We start from the raw sequence: 16508 nt of genomic DNA, 5'->3' as shown, positions 1-16508 counted from the left end.
ATCACAAAGGAAGCACTTTCATGGCGCGCAACAAGATCGCACTTATCGGTTCAGGGATGATTGGTGGTACGCTGGCACATCTCGCCGGCCTGAAGGAACTGGGCGACATCGTCCTCTTCGACATCGCCGACGGCATTCCGCAGGGCAAGGGCCTCGACATCGGTCAGTCCTCCCCGGTCGAAGGCTTCGACGTGAACCTGACGGGTGCCAGCGACTACTCCGCCATCGAAGGCGCCGACGTCTGCATCGTCACCGCCGGTGTTGCCCGCAAGCCGGGCATGAGCCGCGACGACCTGCTCGGCATCAACCTCAAGGTCATGGAACAGGTCGGCGCCGGCATCAAGAAGTATGCCCCGAACGCCTTCGTCATCTGCATCACCAACCCGCTCGACGCCATGGTGTGGGCGCTGCAGAAGTTCTCGGGCCTGCCGAAGAACAAGGTCGTCGGCATGGCCGGCGTTCTCGACAGCTCGCGCTTCCGCCTGTTCCTCTCCCAGGAATTCAACGTTTCGGTCCAGGACGTCACCGCCTTCGTTCTCGGCGGCCACGGCGACACCATGGTGCCGCTCGCCCGCTACTCGACGGTTGCCGGCATTCCGCTGACCGACCTCGTGCAGATGGGCTGGGTCACCAAGGAGCGCCTGGAAGAAATCATCCAGCGCACCCGTGACGGCGGTGCCGAAATCGTCGGTCTGCTCAAGACCGGTTCGGCCTACTACGCACCGGCCGCTTCGGCGATCGAAATGGCTGAGGCCTACCTCAAGGACAAGAAGCGCGTTCTGCCTTGCGCTGCGCACCTGACCGGCCAGTACGGCGTCAAGGACATGTATGTCGGCGTTCCGACCGTCATCGGCGCCGGCGGCGTCGAGCGCATCATCGAAATCGATCTCAACAAGGCCGAGAAGGAAGCGTTCGACAAGTCCGTCGCTTCGGTCGCCGGTCTTTGCGAAGCCTGCATCGGCATTGCGCCGAGCCTGAAGCAGTAATCGCGTCCCGCTGAGCGGACGCTCCGTCGCCGCTCGGCCTCTTTGTTTTTGCCGCATTGGTGCGGGTAGGTGCCCCACCTGCCCGCACAATGCTCCAGACAGGAAAAACACCATGAACATTCATGAATACCAGGCCAAGGCTCTCCTGAAGAGCTACGGCGCACCGGTCGCGGAAGGTGTCGCGATCTTCTCGGCTGACGAAGCTGAAGCCGCTGCAAAGTCGCTCCCGGGCCCGCTCTACGTGGTCAAGAGCCAGATCCATGCCGGCGGCCGCGGCAAGGGCAAGTTCAAGGAACTGTCCGCCGATGCCAAGGGCGGCGTTCGTCTTGCCTTCTCGATCGACGAAGCCAAGGCTCATGCCAAGGAAATGCTCGGCAACACGCTCGTCACCGCCCAGACCGGCCCGGCCGGCAAGCAGGTGAACCGCCTCTACATCGAGGACGGCGCCGACATCGACCGCGAACTCTATCTGTCGCTGCTCGTCGACCGCTCGGTCGGCCAGGTTGCCTTCGTCGTTTCGACGGAAGGCGGCATGGACATCGAGGCTGTTGCGCATGACACGCCGGAAAAGATCGTCAACGTCGCGATCAACCCGGAAGCCGGCGTCACCGCCGCTGATCTCGCCAAGCTCACGGCTGCCCTGAAGCTCGAAGGCGAAGCCAAGGCCGACGCCGAAAAGCTCTTCCCGATCCTCTACAAGGCCTTTGTCGAGAAGGACATGAGCCTGCTCGAGATCAACCCGCTGATCGTCATGAAGAACGGCCGCATGCGCGTTCTCGACGCCAAGGTCTCGTTCGACGGCAACGCGCTGTTCCGCCACGACGACATCAAGGCGCTGCGCGACGAAACCGAAGAAGACGCCAAGGAAATCGAGGCCTCGAAGTGGGATCTCGCCTATGTCGCGCTCGACGGCAACATCGGCTGCATGGTCAACGGCGCCGGCCTCGCCATGGCGACGATGGACATCATCAAGCTCTACGGCAAGGAGCCGGCGAACTTCTGCGACGTCGGCGGCGGCGCCGGCAAGGAGAAGGTTGCGGCAGCCTTCAAGATCATCACGGCCGACCCGAAGGTCGAGGGCATCCTCGTCAATATCTTCGGCGGCATCATGAAGTGCGATGTCATCGCTGAAGGCGTCGTTGCGGCCGTGCAGGAAGTCGGCCTCAAGGTTCCGCTGGTCGTTCGTCTCGAAGGCACGAATGTCGAGCTTGGCAAGAAGATCCTGAACGAATCCGGCCTGGCGATCACCGCCGCCGACGATCTGGACGATGCTGCCAAGAAGATCGTCGCCGCGATCAACGGCTAACTGAAGGACCACCTCATGTCGATTCTCGTTAACAAGAACACCAAGGTCCTCGTTCAGGGCCTGACCGGCAAGACCGGCACCTTCCATACCGAACAGGCGCTTGCCTATTACGGCACGCAGATGGTCGGCGGCATTCACCCGAAGAAGGGCGGCGAAACCTGGACCGGTTCCAAGGGCGAAACCCTGCCGATCTTCGCCTCGGTTGCCGAAGGCCGTGAAAAGACCGGTGCGGACGCATCCGTGATCTACGTTCCGCCGGCAGGTGCCGCGGACGCGATCATCGAGGCGATCGATGCGGAAATCCCGTTCATCACCTGCATCACCGAAGGCATCCCGGTTGCCGACATGGTGCGCGTCAAGGCTCGCCTCGACCGCTCCAAGTCGCGCCTGCTCGGCCCGAACTGCCCCGGTATCCTGACGCCGGAAGAATGCAAGATCGGCATCATGCCGGGCTCGATCTTCCGCAAGGGTTCGGTCGGTATCGTCTCGCGCTCCGGCACGCTGACCTATGAAGCCGTGTTCCAGACCTCCAACGAAGGCCTCGGCCAGACGACGGCTGTCGGCATCGGCGGCGACCCGGTCAAGGGCACCGAGTTCATCGACGTGCTCGAGATGTTCCTGGCCGACGAAGCCACGACCTCGATCATCATGATCGGCGAAATCGGCGGCTCGGCCGAAGAGGATGCTGCACAGTTCCTCATCGACGAAGCCAAGAAGGGCCGCAAGAAGCCGATGGCCGGCTTCATCGCGGGCCGTACCGCGCCGAAGGGCCGCACCATGGGTCACGCCGGCGCTGTCGTTTCCGGCGGCAAGGGCGATGCGGAATCCAAGATTGCAGCGATGGAGCAGGCAGGCATCCGCGTGTCGCCTTCGCCGGCTCGTCTCGGCAAGACGCTCGTCGAAGTCCTCAAGGGCTGATCGCAAGACTTCTGACCGGGGCGGAGTGATCCGGCCCGGTCAATTTGCAGTCCGCTTGTTTCCTTGGCTGATTGAAGATCAGGACATGCGGCAATGACTGCCACGGTGACCCGGCGCGTCCTCGAGGATGCGCGGCATCGTAGGAAAAAGGCCCGGCGCCCGGACGCGCCGAACGAACATGAACGACCGGGATACCCGGCAACCCAACTTCAGTCAGGAGGCGGACAGATCAGTCCGCGTGAGACCATGACAAGGCAAGAGGCCAACGAGCAATTCCAGCTCACTTCGTTTCTGGACGGCGCCAACGCCGCCTATATCGAGCAGCTCCATGCACGCTACGAGGCGGACCCGGCGTCCGTGTCGGCCGAATGGCAGGCCTTCTTCAAGGCGCTCGCCGACCGGCCGGAAGATGTGGTGAAGGCAGCCAAGGGCGCCTCCTGGAAAAAGAACAACTGGCCGATCCCGGCCAATGGCGAACTGGTCTCGGCGCTCGACGGCGACTGGGGCACGGTCGAAAAGGTCATCGAGAAGAAGGTCAAGGCGAAGGTTGAGGAAACGGCTGCCGCCACCGGTACCGTTGCCAGCGCCGCCGACATCCACCAGGCGACGCGCGATTCCGTCCGCGCCATCATGATGATCCGCGCCTACCGCGCCCGCGGCCACCTGCATGCCAAGCTTGACCCGCTCGGCCTTGCTGCCGCGGTTGAGGATTACAACGAGCTGTCGCCGTCGAACTACGGTTTCGAGGACAAGGATCTCGACCGCAAGATCTTCATCGACAACGTGCTCGGCCTCGAATACGCGACCGTTCGCGAGATGGTCGAAATCCTCGAGCGCACCTACTGCTCGACGATCGGCGTCGAGTTCATGCACATGTCCAACCCGGAAGAGAAGGGCTGGATCCAGGAGCGCATCGAAGGTCCGGACAAGGGCGTCGACTTCACCCCCGAAGGCAAGAAGGCGATCCTGCAGAAGCTGATCGAGTCGGAAGGCTTCGAGCAATTCATCGACGTCAAGTACAAGGGCACCAAGCGCTTTGGTCTCGACGGCGGCGAATCGCTCATCCCGGCGCTCGAGCAGATCATCAAGCGCGGCGGCCAGGAAGGCCTCAAGGAAATCGTTCTCGGCATGGCCCACCGCGGCCGTCTGAACGTGCTTTCCCAGGTCATGGCAAAGCCCCACCGCGCCATCTTCCACGAGTTCAAGGGCGGCTCCTACGCACCTGACGACGTCGAAGGTTCGGGCGACGTGAAGTACCACCTCGGTGCGTCCTCGGACCGCGAATTCGACGGCAACAAGGTTCACCTGTCGCTGACGGCAAACCCGTCGCACCTCGAAATCGTCAACCCTGTTGTCATGGGCAAGGCCCGCGCCAAGCAGGACCAGATGGCGACCGTGTTCGAAGGCGACATCATTCCGCTGCGCGAACGCTCCAAGGTCATGCCGCTGCTGCTGCACGGCGACGCGGCCTTCGCCGGCCAGGGCGTCATTGCCGAAATCCTCGGGCTTTCCGGTCTGCGCGGCCACCGCGTTGCCGGTACGGTCCACTTCATCATCAACAACCAGATCGGCTTTACCACCAATCCGGCCTTCTCGCGCTCGTCGCCCTATCCGTCCGACGTTGCCAAGATGATCGAAGCGCCGATCTTCCACGTCAACGGCGACGATCCGGAAGCGGTTGTCTACGCGGCCAAGATCGCCACCGAATTCCGGATGAAGTTCCACAAGCCTGTCGTCATCGACATGTTCTGCTACCGCCGCTTCGGCCACAACGAAGGCGACGAGCCGGCGTTCACGCAGCCGAAGATGTACAAGGTCATCCGCGGCCACAAGACCGTCGTCCAGCTCTATTCGGACCGACTGATCGCCGAAGGCCTGATCTCCGAAGGCGAAGTCGAGAAGATGAAGGCCGACTGGCGCGCCCACCTCGAGCAGGAGTTCGAGGCCGGCCAGTCCTACAAGCCGAACAAGGCCGACTGGCTCGATGGTGCCTGGTCTGGTCTGCGCTCGGCCGACAACCAGGACGAACAGCGCCGCGGCAAGACCTCGGTACCGATGAAGCAGCTGAAGGAAGTCGGCCGGAAGATCTCCGAGATCCCGGCAGGCTTCAACGCGCACCGCACGATCCAGCGCTTCATGGAAAACCGCGCCAACATGATCCAGACCGGCGAAGGCGTCGACTGGGCTATGGCTGAAGCGCTCGCTTTCGGCACGCTCTGCGTCGAGGGCACCAAGATCCGCCTGTCGGGTCAAGACTGCGAACGCGGCACCTTCTCGCAGCGTCACTCGGTTCTCTACGATCAGCAGTCCGAAGAGCGTTACATCCCGCTCGCCAACCTGTCGCCGACCCAAGCGCGTTACGAAGTCATCAACTCGATGCTTTCGGAAGAGGCGGTTCTCGGCTTCGAATACGGCTACTCGCTCGCTCGTCCGAACGCGCTGACCCTCTGGGAAGCCCAGTTCGGCGACTTCGCCAACGGTGCGCAGGTCGTCTTCGACCAGTTCATCTCGTCGGGCGAACGCAAGTGGCTGCGCATGTCGGGTCTCGTCTGCCTGCTGCCGCACGGCTATGAGGGCCAGGGTCCGGAGCACTCGTCGGCCCGCCTCGAGCGCTTCCTGCAGCTTTGCGCCGAAGACAACATGCAGGTCGCCAACGTCACGACGCCGGCGAACTACTTCCACATCCTGCGCCGCCAGGTGAAGCGCGACTTCCGCAAGCCGCTGATCCTGATGACGCCGAAGTCGTTGCTGCGTCACAAGCGTGCGGTCTCCAGCCTGTCGGAAATGGCCGGCGAGAGCTCGTTCCACCGCCTGCTGTGGGACGATGCCGAGGTGATCAAGGACGGCCCGATCAAGCTGCAGAAGGATTCCAAGATCCGTCGCGTCGTGCTCTGCTCGGGCAAGGTCTACTACGACCTGCTCGAAGAACGCGAAAAGCGCGGCATCGACGACATCTACCTGCTGCGCGTCGAACAGCTCTATCCGTTCCCGGCCAAGGCGCTCATCAACGAGCTCAGCCGCTTCCGCAACGCGGAGATGGTCTGGTGCCAGGAAGAGCCGAAGAACATGGGCGGCTGGTCGTTCATCGACCCGTACCTGGAATGGGTTCTCGCCCATATCGACGCCAAGTATCAGCGCGTGCGCTACACCGGCCGTCCGGCCGCCGCATCGCCGGCGACGGGCCTGATGTCGAAGCACCAGGCGCAGCTTGCCGCCTTCCTCGAGGACGCGCTGGGGGGCTGATGCTCCCCTCGCTCTGAGCCAATAGAAACAGATATCTGATCAACGGAACAAAAATCATGGCAACAGAAATCCGCGTTCCCACCCTTGGCGAATCCGTCAGCGAAGCGACCGTCGGCACCTGGTTCAAGAAGGTCGGCGACGCCATCAAGGCCGATGAACCCCTGCTCGAACTCGAAACCGACAAGGTGACGATCGAAGTTCCGGCGCCGGCCGCAGGCACGCTCTCGGAAATCGTCGCGCAGGCCGGCGAGACCGTCGGTCTCGGCGCGCTGCTCGGCCAGATCGCTGCAGGTGCCGCCGGCGCCGTTGCTGCCGCTCCGGCCGCTGCCGCTGAAAAGAAGGCCGAGCCGGCTGCTGCCGCTCCGGCTGCCCCGGCTGCTGTTGCAGCACCGGCCGCCTCGTCGATGCCACCGGCACCGTCGGCCGGCAAGCTGCTTGCCGAAAACAACCTCTCGGCCGACCAGGTCGACGGTTCCGGCAAGCGTGGCCAGGTGCTGAAGGGCGACGTGCTTGCTGCCGTTGCCAAGGGCATCTCGACCCCGGCCGCGTCCGAGCCGGCCAAGGTCCAGGCCCGTGCACCTTCGACGGCGGAAGACGTCGTTCGCGAAGAGCGCGTCAAGATGACCCGCCTGCGCCAGACGATCGCCCGCCGCCTCAAGGACGCGCAGAACACTGCCGCCATGCTCACCACCTACAACGAGGTGGACATGAGCGCCGTCATGTCGCTGCGCAACAAGTACAAGGACATCTTTGAAAAGAAGCACGGCGTGAAGCTCGGCTTCATGGGCTTCTTCACCAAGGCCGTCACCCACGCGCTGAAGGAAATCCCGGCCGTCAACGCCGAGATCGACGGCACCGACATCATCTACAAGAACTACTGCCACATCGGCGTCGCCGTCGGCACGGACAAGGGTCTTGTCGTTCCGATCGTTCGCGATGCCGACCAGATGTCGATCGCCGAGGTCGAAAAGGACATCGGCCGTCTCGGCAAGGCTGCCCGTGACGGCGCACTGTCGATGGCCGACATGCAGGGCGGCACCTTCACCATCTCCAACGGTGGTGTCTACGGTTCGCTGATGTCCTCGCCGATCCTCAACGCGCCGCAGTCGGGCATCCTCGGCATGCACAAGATCCAGGAGCGTCCGGTCGCCATCGGCGGCCAGGTCGTCATCCGTCCGATGATGTACCTCGCGCTCTCCTACGATCACCGCATCGTCGACGGCAAGGAAGCCGTGACCTTCCTCGTCCGCGTCAAGGAAAGCCTGGAAGATCCGGAACGTCTGGTTCTCGATCTCTAACATCCGGAAACGGCGGGGGCCCTTTGGCGCCCCCGCCGATCGCCGTGTGCAAGCACGCGCGGCGAAGTCTGTCTCTGCGGCCTGGCCGGGGAGAGTGGCCCTCGGGGCCGCTGATGCCGATCCGAACCGCTCCTGCGATTGCGAGGGATGATGGAAGCCGCTGCAGCGTCGACTGAAATCTGGGTGCTTGGCTGGAGCGTGGTATTCCTGATCGCGCATATCCTGGTGCAGGCGCTGTCGCTCGATCTGTCCGGCGATTTCACGATCAGATACCTGCTCGGCCCGCGCGACGAGCAACGGGCGCCCAAGAGCGTGGTGTCCGGTCGTCTGCTGCGCTCGCTTCACAACATGCTGGAGACCTATCCGGCCTTCGTCGCTCTGGCCCTTGCGCTGGCGGTGACCGGCAAGACCGGTGGTCTTGGCGCCATCGGCGCGGCGACCTGGCTTCTGGCGCGGGTGGTTTACACCGTTCTCTACGTGGCCGGTATTCCGGTCTTGCGTACCCTCGTCTGGTTCGTGTCGATCATCGCGCTTGTGTTGATGGTCGTCCGGCTCATGGCATAGCATCCCGGCGACAAGGCAAGAGGAGACCGGCATGGCATTCGGACCCGACGTTCCGCCGATCCAGGCGCATATCTGCGTCAAGGACGGGCTTGCTGCGATCGCTTTTTACGAGAAGGCGCTCGGTGCGGTGAACACCTTCCACGCGATGGCCGAGGACGGCAAGCGCGTCATGCACGCCAATCTGGCGATCTACGGCGGCGAAGTGATGCTGCACGACGAGTTCCCCGAATTCGGCGGCAGCGTGCTGTCGCCCAACACGATCGGTGGCACCGGCGTTGCGATCAGCATCAACCTGGCGAAGCCGGCCGACGTCGACTCTGCCTACGACCGGGCGATGGCCGCCGGGGCATCGACAGTTCTGGAGCCGCAGGATACCTTCTGGCACGCACGCTACGCGCGCATAAAGGATCCCTTCGGCCACGTCTGGGCCTTCAACGCACCGGTCGCAAACCCATGAGCCAGTATTTCTTCGAACTCGCATCGCTGATGGCGATCTTCGCCTTCGCCATCGTCTCCCCCGGCGCGGACCTTGCCATGGTCATGCGCCAGTCGATCGTGCATGGCCGCCGCCCGGCGATCATCACGTCCTTCGGCATCGGCACGTCGCTGATGTTCCATGTGACCTACACGATCCTCGGCCTCGGGCTGATCATTTCGCAGTCGATCTATCTGTTCAACATCGTCAAATGGTGCGGTGTCGCTTACCTGATCTATATCGGCATCAAGGCGCTGCGCGCCGGCCAGACGGAGATCAAGGTCGACCACACGGAAGGCAACGGGTCGATCAAGGGCCAGTCGGCGGCCAAGGCCTTCGGCCTCGGCTTTGCCGCCAACGCGCTCAACCCCAAGCCGGTGTTCTTCTTCCTGTCGATCTTCTCGACGGTCGTTCACGCCCATACGCCGATGATGATCAAGTTCGGATACGGCCTTGTCATGGCAATCTGCCTGATCGCGTGGTTCGTCGGCGTCAGCATGTTCATGACGACGCCGCGCATGCGCGCCGCCTTCACTCGCGCCAGCAAGTGGATCGACCGCGCCAGCGGCGTGGTGTTCATCGCGCTCGGCCTCAAGCTTGCAACGGAGAAGGCTGTCTGATCATGCTCTCCGGTCGTCTCCTTTCAGCCCTGTTCGGCCTTGTCTTTGCTGCGCCGGCGATCGCCGCCGACTGCAAGCAGTCGCACGCGATCTACGGCGACCGCGATGGGGGCTATGAACTGCGCTTCGAGCCGGTCGGATCGGCGAGTGCGGCGACCAGCAACCACTTCAAGGTGGCGGTGCTGAAGCCCGGCCTGCTGCTCGATGGCGTCGTGATGCCGGCGGGCGAGCCGGAACGGGCGACCGGGCTGATCATGCACAATTGCCCGGAGGGGGATGCGACCGGCGAGGAGCTGCGTGCCTGCACGGTGTGGCAGGGTGTCGTCTACGCGCTCGACAAGGCCGGCGCGATCAGCGAGATCCCGCAGGAGACCGAGACAGCGGCCGAGCAACTGCTGCTTCCCGATTTCGGCCCGTCTCTTCGCGCGTCGACCGCATGGGGCAAGGGCAAGGCCGAGGCCGACAGCTGGGACGCCTCCACCTTCAAGGGATGCGCCGCATGAGCGCTGGCCCTGTTCTCCTTGTGACCGGCGGCAGCCGCGGCATCGGCGCGGCGATCTGCCTTGGCGCCGCAAAAGCGGGCTGGCGGGTCGCCGTCAATTACGCGTCGAACCGCGATGCGGCCGATGCGGTCGTCGGCGCGATAGAGCGGGCCGGCGGCACGGCGATCGCGGTTCAGGGCGATGTCGGCTCCGAGGCGGATATCCAGGCGATCTTTGCGGCTGTCGATGCCGCCTTCGGTCGGCTGGACGGTCTCGTCAACAATGCCGGCATTGTCGGCCCGACCGAACGGGTCGACGAAATGTCGCCCGAGCGGCTCGAACGCATGTTCCGCATCAACGTCACCGGTTCCATCCGCTGTGCGGCGGAGGCCGTCCGGCGCATGTCGACACGTTACGGGCATCACGGCGGCGTCATCGTCAACATCTCCTCGGTTGCCGCCACGCTCGGCTCGCCAGGACAATATGTCGACTACGCCGCCTCAAAGGGCGCGATCGACACGCTTACCATTGGCCTTGCACGCGAGGTCGCGACCGAGGGCATCCGCGTCAACGCGATCCGCCCCGGCATCATCGATACCGAGATCCATGCCTCCGGCGGTCTGCCGGACCGGGCGCGTGATCTTGCCTCCACCATTCCCGTTCAGCGACCCGGCACGGCCGAGGAAGTCGCTGACGCGGTTCTCTACCTCCTGTCGGATAAGGCGACTTATGTGACGGGGGCAATTCTCAATGTCAGCGGCGGACGGTAACCGTCCTGAAGGAAGGATATTCTAATGGCTTATGATCTCATCGTTATCGGCAGCGGCCCGGGCGGCTATGTCTGCGCCATCAAGGCGGCTCAGCTCGGCCTGAAGGTCGGCGTCGTCGAGAAGCGCGCCACCTACGGCGGCACCTGCCTCAACATCGGCTGCATCCCGTCGAAGGCGCTTCTGCATGCCTCCGAGGTGTTCCATCAGGTCGCTCACGGCGTCGATGCACTTGGTGTCGAAGTCGCAGCACCGAAGCTGAACCTCGAAAAGATGATGGCGCACAAGGACGCGACCGTTAAGGCCAACGTCGACGGCGTCTCGTTCCTGTTCAAGAAGAACAAGATCGACGGCATCCAGGGCACCGGCAAGGTGCTCGGCCAGGGCAAGGTCTCCGTCACCAACGACAAGGGCGAGGAACAGATCCTCGAAACCAAGAACATCGTGATCGCCACCGGCTCCGACGTTGCCGGCATCCCGGGCGTCAAGGTCGACATCGACGAGAAGGTCATCATCTCGTCCACCGGCGGCATCGCGCTCGAAAAGGTTCCGGCCAACATGATCGTCGTCGGCGGCGGTGTCATCGGTCTCGAACTCGGCTCGGTCTGGGCCCGTCTCGGCGCCAAGGTCACCGTTGTCGAGTATCTCGATTCGATCCTCGGCGGCATGGACGGCGAAGTCTCCAAGCAGTTCCAGCGCATGCTGGCCAAGCAGGGCATGGACTTCAAGCTCGGCGCCAAGGTGACCGGCGTCGTCAAGGACGGCAAGGGCGCCAAGGTGACCTTCGAGCCGGTCAAGGGCGGTGACGCCGTGACGCTCGATGCCGACGTGGTGCTGATCGCCACCGGCCGCCGCCCCTACACCGATGGCCTCGGCCTCGATACGGCCGGCGTCGTCATGGACCAGCGCGGTCGTGTCGAGATCGACAACCACTTCCAGACGAGCGTTGCCGGCATCTACGCGATCGGCGACGTCGTGCGCGGCCCGATGCTCGCCCACAAGGCCGAGGACGAAGGTGTCGCCGTTGCTGAAATCCTCGCCGGTCAGGCGGGTCACGTGAACTATGACGTGATCCCCGGGGTCGTCTACACCCAGCCGGAAGTCGCCTCCGTCGGCAAGACCGAGGAAGAGCTGAAGGCCGCGGGCGTTGCCTACAAGGTCGGCAAGTTCCCGTTCACGGCCAACGGCCGCGCACGGGCGATGCAGGTGACCGACGGTTTCGTCAAGATCCTCGCCGACAAGGAAACCGACCGGGTGCTCGGCGGCCATATCGTCGGCTTCGGCGCCGGCGAGATGATCCACGAGATCGCCGTGCTGATGGAGTTCGGCGGTTCGTCGGAAGACCTCGGCCGCACCTGCCACGCACACCCGACCATGTCGGAAGCGGTCAAGGAAGCGGCGCTGTCGACGTTCTTCAAGCCGATCCACATGTAAGGAACATGCAGGGGGCTGCGATCACGCGGCCCCTTGTTCCCGGCGCGTTTCGTGCGTGCCGGCTGCCCCTTGTGGCCATTGCTCACTCAGTGGCGTCGGCGCCCGCTGACATTGTCGCCATCGGCAGTCCTGTTCGCAAGCGACCGTATCATTCTTCCGAAGCGGACCTGAGGGCATGGAAGCGCTCCTCGAACTCGCGCCTCAGGCTGCGCCGTGCCTCGGCAGCGCGCTGCCGGCGTTTGCGGTCGGCTGTGTCGGTGACAAGGGCAGGGACAGGCGTCGGGCTGCCGTCGGCATCGACGGCGACCATGGTAAAATAGCAGGAATTGGTGTGGCGGCGCTCGCCGCTGCGGATGTTTTCGGCCTCGACCCGGATGCCGATTTCCATCGAAGTGCGGCCGGCATTGTTGACGGCTGCACGGAAGGTGACGAGCTCGCCGACATGGATCGGCTGGCGGAAGGTGACCTGGTCGACCGAGAGCGTCACGGCATATTGCTGCGAATAGCGCGAGGCACAGGAGAAGGCCACGCGATCGAGGAGGTTGAGCAGCGCGCCGCCATGGACCTTGCCGCTGAAGTTCGCCATATCCGGCGTCATCAGCACGACCATTTCGAGTTCGCGTGTGTCGTAGCTGGTTTCCATTGTCCATCTCCAGATTTGCAGCGTTCCGCCTGAGTTATGCAGCTTGCCGGAGCGAAGGGAAGGGGCGGAGTGCGGGGGCTCTGGACGAGGGGATGTGACGATTGGCCCGAGGGCTGTGACAAGCGGTCTTCTGTCCAGGCACGGGGGAGGGCGCAATCATGTCCGCAAGGACAGACGACGCGCGCGTCAGGAGGAAAGATGAAACCGAGAGCCGTGGCCATATCGTTGCCGAGCCGGCACCTACCGGATGCCGACTGGGCCGACCGCTTCGAGCTTGCGCTTGACGGCAAGGGCGTGACTGCGGCGGAAGCCGCCGAACGTTCGCTTGGCCGGTCGCCGCGGTGGGTCCGCGTGCTGCTGGGCCTGCGCAACCGCATCGTCTCGGTCGTCGGCCTGAAGTCGGCGGCGCCCTCCAGCCGCCTGGGACTGATCGGTGCGTTTCCGGTCGTATCGAAGAGCGATGACGAAGTGGTGCTCGGCTTCGACGACAAGCATCTCGATTTCCGCATCGTCGTCGATGTCAGGGCGGGATCAGCGGTCAACCAGATCGTCGGCGTCACCACGCTCGTGCGCAGGCACAACACGCTCGGACGGGTTTACCTCATGGCCGTTACGCCGTTTCACAAGGCGATCGTGCCGACACTTCTTTCGCGGGTGGCAGGTCCCTAAGCCCGGATTTCGGTTCTCAGCCCGGACAAAAGCAGGTCGAGATTGTCGCGTGCGCTGGTGAGGCGCAGGGCCGGATCGTCCGCCTCGGCAATCCAGAGCGCCGCGTCGGTGAGCGCGCCATTGATCAGCCGCGCCAACGTCTCCGTGTCTCCTTTCCGCACGACACCGGCGGCCATCATCGCCGAAAGCCTGGCGGCAAGCGACGTGAGGCATTGGCGCCGGCTCGGTTCCAACATGCTTGCGCCGAGTACGGCCGGGGCATCCTTCAAGACGATCTGCCGGATTTCCGGCTCGAGCGCCATCTCCAGATAGAGCCTGCAGCGGCGCACGAAACCGTCCCACGGGTCCGGGGTCGCGGAGGCTGCGTCGAGCCGTGTATCCATCTCGCCGTCCAGGGTCTCCACGACCGCACGCAGCAGGCCCTTCTTGTCGCCGAAGTGATGATAGAGCGCGCCGCGCGTGAGCCCGGCGGCGGCGGTGAAATCGTCCATCGACGTCTCCGCGTAGCCGCTTCGGGTGAACGCTTCCCGGGCAGCGGCGATCAGCTTTGCCTTCGTTTCCGCGATCATGTCGCTGCGCGCGCGCCTCGTCATCGGTAACTCCTTTTGCATACGGTGCGTATGCTAATTGACATGCGTGACGTATGTCAATATCACTTGCATACGCTGCGTATGTTAATGCGACGGCGCTAAAACACCCATTGCAGGAGCTTCCATGGCCAATCCCTACGCACAGATCTTTGCCGCCAAAGGCACCGTGGGCTTCACCCTGGCGGGATTGGTGTCACGCCTGCCGCTGTCGATGATGGGCATCGGCATCATCACCATGCTCGCCCAGTCCCGCGGCAGCTACGGCCTGGCCGGCGGTGTGGCCGCCGCCTTCACGCTGGCCTCGGCGCTGCTGGCGCCGCAGGTTTCCCGACTCGTCGATCGCTTCGGCCAGAGCCGCGTGCTGCCGGTTGCCGCAGCGCTCAGCCTTCTCGGCACGTCGGCCCTCCTCGCCTCGACCCATTGGCGAGCGCCGGACTGGACGCTCTTCGTCTTTGCAGTAATTGCCGGGTGCACGCCGAGCATGTCGGCGATGACCCGGGCGCGGTGGACCGAGCTCTATCGCGGTCGCCCGGAGCTCAAGACCGCCTTTTCGCTCGAATCGGTCTTCGACGAGATCTGCTTCATCGTCGGCCCGCCCATCGCAGTGGGCTTAAGCGTCGGCCTGTTTCCCGAGGCCGGGCCGCTGGCCGCCGCCGCGTGCCTCGCTATCGGGGTCACCGCCTTCGTGCTGCAGAAGGGCACCGAGCCACCGGTCAAGCCGGCGGAGACGATGGCGCCCGGTTCGGTCCTTCGCTACCCTGCGCTGCGCGTCCTGATCGTCGCGCTTGCCGGCATGGGCGTGATCGTCGGCACGATCGACGTGGTCAGCGTCGCCTTTGCCGAGGCCGAAGGGCGACCGGCGGCAGCGAGCCTCGTGCTCTCCGTCTATGCGCTCGGTTCCTGCATCGCCGGCCTGGCGTTCGGCGCCATCAGGATCGGCCTGCCTTTGGCGAAGCTGTTCCTGATCGGGGCGGGCATGACGGCCGCTACCACATTGCCGTTGCTCTTTGCCGGCGGGATCGGCAGCCTTGCGACGATGATGTTCGTTTCGGGCGTGTTCTTTGCGCCGACGATGATCGTCGCCTTGAGCATCGGCGAAACCGCCGTGCCGCCATCGAAGCTGACAGAAGGGCTGACCTGGTTGACCACGGGCCTCGGGATCGGGGTTGCGGCGGGTGCCGCGGTGTCAGGGGGCGTGGTCGCGCGCTTCGGCGTTCAGGCCGGCTTCACCATTGCGCTCGCCGCTGGTGTCCTGATCCTTGGCGCTGCGTTCTGGGGCTATCGCGGCCTGTCGCGGATTGAGGGCGATGGTGCCAACGCGGGGGCAGCCGAGGTCGCTTCGCGCGCCGGTGCGCAGGACTGAGGCGGGGGCAATGTGCCGGCGGCGTCCGTTGCCGGCCTACCCGTCAGTTGGCGCGCGTGACCGTAAAGCCCTGGGCGCGCAGCAGTTCGACCAGGCCTTCCTTGCCCGGCAGGTGAAGTGCGCCGACGGCCATGAAGGCGCCGCCATCCTTCAGGATCGGTTGGGCGCGTGTCGCCATGGTTTTGTTGCGGTCGACGATGATGCGCTGCTCGAAGTCGGCATAGCCGAAATCCTCGGCGCTCTTGTCCGACACGGCTTTCATCATCGGCATGATCATGCCGGTGTCGCCGGAGAGATAGAGATCGGTCATCGTCGCGAAGACGTCGTCGATGGTCTTTCCGAGCGCGAGCGTCTCGATGAGGGCGCGCAGGTGCAGTTCGGTCGGCAGCGAGTCCATGGCGGCGAGCTGTTCGACCAGGGTTTCCAGGCCCTTCAGCGTCTTGCCCTGACTGACCGCATCCTCGGCGATCTTCTTGTCGAGGAAGGAGGCGCCCGCGGCCTTGCGGCTCATTTCGCAGGCGGGCAGCGCGACGAAGCTCGCGATCATCCAGGGTTTCATGCGTGAAACCAGGGGCAACGGAATGCCGCGTGCCTTGAGGCCCGTTTCGAGCTGTTCGCGGTCGTCGGGCTTCAGGAAGTCTGCGATCGTCTTGTTGTCGGGAAGCATGGTGAGATCGGGACGCATCAGGATCGCGGCGGCCGACTTCTTCTCGTCGATGATCTCGTCCGATTCGACGATGACGGTCGAGGCTGCCTCGAAGGCGGCGGGCGCCTCGGTCGGCAGGGCCAGCACGCGCGGATCGGTGACGTGCATCGTGCCGAGCAGCCAGGACGGCGCGACACCGTCCTTCTCAATCTTCCAGAAGATGCCCTTGCTGTTCGGGATGGCGGCGGCTTCCGCTTCGAGCGCGGCCAGTTTCGTCGGATCGGATTTTGCAAGCGCGGTCAGAACGTTCGTGCCGCCGCATTCCACCTCTGCGGCATCGGCCTCAGCGACAAAGGCGAGAGCGACGATGAGGCAGGCGGCGAGCAGGACATGCAGCAGGGCGACCAGCCAAAGTGCGCCGTCGGCGAGCCGCGCAAGCAGGTGCCGCGGCAGATTTTGCTGAGGTCTCGCAAAGGCGGTCATCGTTCTTCCCTGACAGTCGCA

16 protein-coding genes are annotated in these 16508 nt (G+C 64.2%); 13 read left to right on the top strand and 3 right to left on the bottom strand.

What is annotated here, in order from left to right; translation table 11 throughout:
• Positions 1-20 precede the first annotated feature (20 nt).
• The 11 genes from mdh (at position 21) to lpdA (ending at position 12093) form a co-directional block, all read left to right on the top strand.
• Positions 21-986 (top strand): malate dehydrogenase, encoded by a 966-nt coding sequence (gene mdh, locus ACIQUG_RS29455; RefSeq protein WP_034802565.1) that lies wholly within the window; start codon positions 21-23, stop codon positions 984-986.
• A gap of 112 nt (positions 987-1098) precedes the next feature.
• The gene (gene sucC / locus ACIQUG_RS29450) at positions 1099-2292 is read left to right on the top strand and encodes an ADP-forming succinate--CoA ligase subunit beta (protein WP_034802562.1); all 1194 of its coding nucleotides are present in this window, start codon (positions 1099-1101) and stop codon (positions 2290-2292) included.
• Positions 2293-2307: 15 nt separating this feature from the next.
• Positions 2308-3210, top strand: a complete 903-nt coding sequence (gene sucD / locus ACIQUG_RS29445) for a succinate--CoA ligase subunit alpha (protein ID WP_058321727.1) — start codon at positions 2308-2310, stop codon at positions 3208-3210.
• A gap of 246 nt (positions 3211-3456) precedes the next feature.
• On the top strand, positions 3457-6453 hold the full coding sequence (locus ACIQUG_RS29440) for a 2-oxoglutarate dehydrogenase E1 component (RefSeq protein WP_043613956.1): 2997 nt from the start codon (positions 3457-3459) through the stop codon (positions 6451-6453).
• Positions 6454-6509: 56 nt separating this feature from the next.
• On the top strand, positions 6510-7751 hold the full coding sequence (odhB, locus tag ACIQUG_RS29435; RefSeq protein WP_402325795.1) for a 2-oxoglutarate dehydrogenase complex dihydrolipoyllysine-residue succinyltransferase: 1242 nt from the start codon (positions 6510-6512) through the stop codon (positions 7749-7751).
• A 150-nt stretch (positions 7752-7901) separates the two neighbouring features.
• On the top strand, positions 7902-8315 hold the full coding sequence (locus tag ACIQUG_RS29430; RefSeq protein ID WP_402325794.1) for an MAPEG family protein: 414 nt from the start codon (positions 7902-7904) through the stop codon (positions 8313-8315).
• Between the two features lie 31 nt (positions 8316-8346).
• Positions 8347-8772, top strand: coding sequence for a VOC family protein (locus tag ACIQUG_RS29425; RefSeq protein ID WP_402325792.1), 426 nt, complete (start codon positions 8347-8349; stop codon positions 8770-8772).
• Positions 8769-9410, top strand: coding sequence for a LysE family translocator (locus ACIQUG_RS29420; RefSeq protein ID WP_402325791.1), 642 nt, complete (start codon positions 8769-8771; stop codon positions 9408-9410). Before ACIQUG_RS29425 ends, ACIQUG_RS29420 begins: the two co-directional genes overlap by 4 nt.
• A 2-nt stretch (positions 9411-9412) precedes the next feature.
• Entirely contained in the window at positions 9413-9913 is a 501-nt protein-coding gene (locus ACIQUG_RS29415; RefSeq protein WP_402325790.1) for a hypothetical protein, read from the top strand.
• Positions 9910-10662, top strand: coding sequence for an SDR family oxidoreductase (locus ACIQUG_RS29410; protein WP_402325788.1), 753 nt, complete (start codon positions 9910-9912; stop codon positions 10660-10662). Before ACIQUG_RS29415 ends, ACIQUG_RS29410 begins: the two co-directional genes overlap by 4 nt.
• 24 nt (positions 10663-10686) lie before the next feature.
• Entirely contained in the window at positions 10687-12093 is a 1407-nt protein-coding gene (lpdA, locus tag ACIQUG_RS29405) for a dihydrolipoyl dehydrogenase (RefSeq protein WP_402325787.1), read from the top strand.
• A 148-nt stretch (positions 12094-12241) separates the two neighbouring features.
• On the opposite strand, the gene ACIQUG_RS29400 is transcribed toward lpdA, so the two are convergent.
• Complete coding sequence (locus ACIQUG_RS29400) at positions 12242-12736, bottom strand: acyl-CoA thioesterase (protein ID WP_402325786.1); 495 nt, start codon at positions 12734-12736, stop codon at positions 12242-12244.
• Positions 12737-12934: 198 nt separating this feature from the next.
• Between ACIQUG_RS29400 and ACIQUG_RS29395 the strand changes: the two genes are divergently transcribed.
• Positions 12935-13405 (top strand): DUF2867 domain-containing protein, encoded by a 471-nt coding sequence (locus ACIQUG_RS29395; RefSeq protein ID WP_043613936.1) that lies wholly within the window; start codon positions 12935-12937, stop codon positions 13403-13405.
• Here ACIQUG_RS29395 and ACIQUG_RS29390 read toward each other — a convergent pair.
• Positions 13402-13998 (bottom strand): TetR/AcrR family transcriptional regulator, encoded by a 597-nt coding sequence (locus ACIQUG_RS29390; protein ID WP_402325784.1) that lies wholly within the window; start codon positions 13996-13998, stop codon positions 13402-13404. The two genes, ACIQUG_RS29395 and ACIQUG_RS29390, sit on opposite strands and share 4 nt — an antisense overlap.
• A gap of 121 nt (positions 13999-14119) precedes the next feature.
• On the opposite strand from ACIQUG_RS29390, the gene ACIQUG_RS29385 reads away from it, so the two are divergent.
• On the top strand, positions 14120-15358 hold the full coding sequence (locus ACIQUG_RS29385) for an MFS transporter (RefSeq protein ID WP_402325783.1): 1239 nt from the start codon (positions 14120-14122) through the stop codon (positions 15356-15358).
• 43 nt (positions 15359-15401) lie between these two features.
• Here ACIQUG_RS29385 and ACIQUG_RS29380 read toward each other — a convergent pair whose 3' ends face one another.
• A complete protein-coding gene (locus ACIQUG_RS29380; protein WP_402325781.1) occupies positions 15402-16487 on the bottom strand; it encodes a TraB/GumN family protein in 1086 nt (361 codons plus the stop codon).
• Positions 16488-16508: the final 21 nt, after the last annotated feature.

Source organism: Ensifer sp. NPDC090286 (genome assembly GCF_044769565.1).
Lineage (GTDB): Bacteria > Pseudomonadota > Alphaproteobacteria > Rhizobiales > Rhizobiaceae > Ensifer.
The sequence above is the reverse complement of the archived record's forward strand: the minus strand, read 5'-3'. Positions and strand labels throughout refer to the sequence as shown.